This window comes from Bradyrhizobium sp. SHOUNA76 (assembly GCF_023006445.1).
In the GTDB taxonomy this organism is placed as follows: Bacteria; Pseudomonadota; Alphaproteobacteria; order Rhizobiales; family Xanthobacteraceae; genus Bradyrhizobium.
Genome location: NZ_JALBHA010000676.1, coordinates 1 through 2733 on the forward strand (window position 1 = coordinate 1; position 2733 = coordinate 2733).

The window sequence follows — 2733 nt, forward strand, 5'->3', positions numbered from 1 at the left end:
GCCGTCCGCGCCGACCAGCCGCGCCCGGCGCGTGCGGAGGCGGAAGCGGCGGTGAAGACGCTGCTGGCCTATATCGGCGAGAACACCGATCGTGAGGGCCTGCTCGACACGCCGCGCCGCGTGGTCGAGGCCTTCGACGAGCTCTATCAGGGCTATCATCAGTGCCCGGCCGAGGTGCTCGACCGCACCTTCGGCGAGACCGCGGGCTATGACGATTTCGTGCTGGTGCGCGACATCGAGTTCACCTCGCAGTGCGAGCATCACATGATGCCGTTCTACGGCAAGGCGCACATCGCCTATACGCCGGTGGAACGCGTCGTCGGCCTGTCCAAGCTGGCTCGTCTCACCGACATCTTCGCCCGCCGGCTCCAGACCCAGGAGCATCTGACGGCCCAGATTGCGGCTGCGATCGACGAGGTCCTCAAGCCGCGCGGCGTAGCGGTGCTGATCGAGGCCGAGCACACCTGCATGTCCGTGCGCGGCGTCGCCAAGCATGGCGCCTCCACCTTCACCAGCCGATTCACCGGCATGTTCCGCGACAATCCGGCGGAACAGGCCCGTTTCCTGTCCCTGGTGCGAGGCACGCGCTGACCTCGCGACGGTTTATTGTTTGAGCATGGCCTTGCCGGAAAACCGCTGCGCACTTTTCCGGGTCATGCTCTAGCGAGGCTTGCTGTGTCCGCTCATTCCCATGAGATCGAGGAAGGCTTGTCCTTCCAGCCGCGGTTCGACGCGGCAGGGCTCGTGACCTGCGTCGCGACCGACATTGCCACCGGCGATGTGCTCATGGTCGCGCACATGAACGAGGAGGCACTGCGCAAGACGATCGCGACCGGTGAGGCCTGGTACTTCAGCCGTTCGCGCAATGCCTTGTGGCGAAAAGGTGAGAGCTCAGGTCAAACCCAGCGCGTGGTCGAGATGCGCACCGATTGCGACCAGGACGCGGTCTGGATCCGTGTCGAGCAGGTCGGCGCGGCCTGCCACACCGGGCGGCGGTCCTGCTTCTACCGGAAGGTCGAGGCCGAGGGTGGGGGAGCCAAGCTGGTGTTCAACGATGCCGATCGGCTGTTCGATCCCAGCGACGTCTATAAGAAGTAGCCTCCGTCATTCCGGGGCGCGCGTAGCGCGAGCTACGGTGCGCAATTGCGCACCGTAGCTCGTCGCTTCGCGATGCCCCGAATGACTCGGGGAGGGGCCGCCCCCGGGGATTAACCCCGCATTAACCATACCTGTCCCACGGTGAGACGATGGGCGCCGAATTGCCGGCGTCCTCCAATGCCGCGCGGGGCGGGCACCTCATCATGTCGGTCGACAATTTCAGCGCCACGCAGACGGCCGGTCTCGATCCGTCGCGGGCGCGCGTCGCCGGTGCGATCAAGCAGGCCTCGAACATCACTGGCGTCAGCTTCCAGTACATGCTGACCACCGCCAAGATGGAATCGGATTTCAATCCGACAGCCGGGGCCACGACCTCGTCTGCGCACGGACTCTACCAGTTCATCGACCAGACCTGGCTCGGCACCGTGAAGGAAGCCGGAACCCAGCTCGGCTACGGCAACTATTCCGACGCCATCACCAGGACCTCGTCGGGCAGCTACACGGTCGATGATCCCGCCATGAAGCGGTCGATCATGAAGCTGCGCGACGATCCGGAGGCGGCGTCCAGCATGGCGGGCGCGCTGACGCAGTCGAACAGCTTCAAGCTCACAGGCCTGCTCGGCCGCAGGCCGAGCGACAGCGAACTCTACATGGCGCATTTCATGGGTGTCGGCGGAGCCGCAAAACTGATCGCCAATGCCGAGGACAATCCGCAAGCGGTCGGTGCGCGGCTGTTTCCGAACGCGGCGTCCGCCAATCGCTCGATCTTCTACGAGAGGGATGGCCGCGCCCGCAGCGTCTCCGAAGTCTATTCGGTGCTGGATGCGCGCTATGCCAGCGCGGCCAATTCGAAAACCACCCGCAGCGCGATGGCGATGTATGGCGGTACGCCGTCGACCACCGAGGTCGCGAGCGCGAGCGGCGTACAGCCCGCCGCGCCCGTCATCGACAACGCCGCCTATCTCCAGACCTTCCCGAACGCACGCGCGGTGACGCCCGTCAGTGCCTCGGCGCCAACGACGCTCGCGGACAATGCCCCGAGCACGCCGGTGTTTCGTTCGATCTATCAGCCCGGTGATGTCACGCAGCCGGTCTCGACCACGGTGCAGAAATTATGGGGCAACAATGCCTCGCTCACCTCGGTCGCCTCAGCGACGCCGGATGTGCGGCCGCCGCAGCCACTCGATCTCTTCAGCGATCGCAGCGGCACGTTCTCGAGCTAGTCGCCGTCTCGTGTCCCGGACGCGCTGCAACGCGTAGCGTTGCTGCGCAGAGCCGGGACCCATGCCGCAGCCTATCCTCCTGGAGAAATGGGGCCGGCTCTGCCGCGCATCGCCGAAGAGGCGCTGCAAAGCCGGGGCACGTGCCTTGAAACGCCTTTGTTCCCTTAACAAAACGTCAATTAAACCAGCCAGTTATGGTGAACGCTTTGTTAAGCGTCGTGGTTTATTTTGTGTTGCAGGTGACGAGCCGTCATCATTTTCGTTTGTTGTGTAAGCCGGAAGCAGCATGATTGTTCGGCAGTTCATCAATTGGATCAGGACGGCGCCGGCCGGCGAGCGGGCCGAGGCCACCCGGGCGTTGGCCCGGGCCTGGCTGATCTCAGACCTTTCGACAGACGACCGCATCGCCGCC

Annotated in this window: 3 protein-coding genes; all 3 read left to right on the forward strand. The window is 64.6% G+C overall.

From position 1 onward, the window contains the following. Window positions 1–591, forward strand: a 591-nt coding sequence (gene folE, locus MOV74_RS35475; RefSeq protein ID WP_246931819.1) for a GTP cyclohydrolase I FolE, incomplete at its 5' end; no start/stop codon positions are given. An 84-nt stretch (window positions 592–675) separates the two neighbouring features. Then, window positions 676–1098 carry a phosphoribosyl-AMP cyclohydrolase gene (gene hisI / locus MOV74_RS35480; protein ID WP_246931821.1) on the forward strand — a complete coding sequence of 141 codons (423 nt, stop codon included), beginning with the start codon at window positions 676–678 and terminating at the stop codon, window positions 1096–1098. Between the two features lie 149 nt (window positions 1099–1247). Then, a complete protein-coding gene (locus MOV74_RS35485; protein ID WP_246931823.1) occupies window positions 1248–2321 on the forward strand; it encodes a lytic transglycosylase domain-containing protein in 1074 nt (357 codons plus the stop codon). Window positions 2322–2733: the final 412 nt, after the last annotated feature.

Bases quoted from the DNA above. Each gene is read 5' to 3' on its own strand.
- MOV74_RS35485 (WP_246931823.1), top strand. From the start codon at position 1,248: ATGGGCGCCGAATTGCCGGCGTCCTCCAATGCCGCGCGGGGCGGGCAC.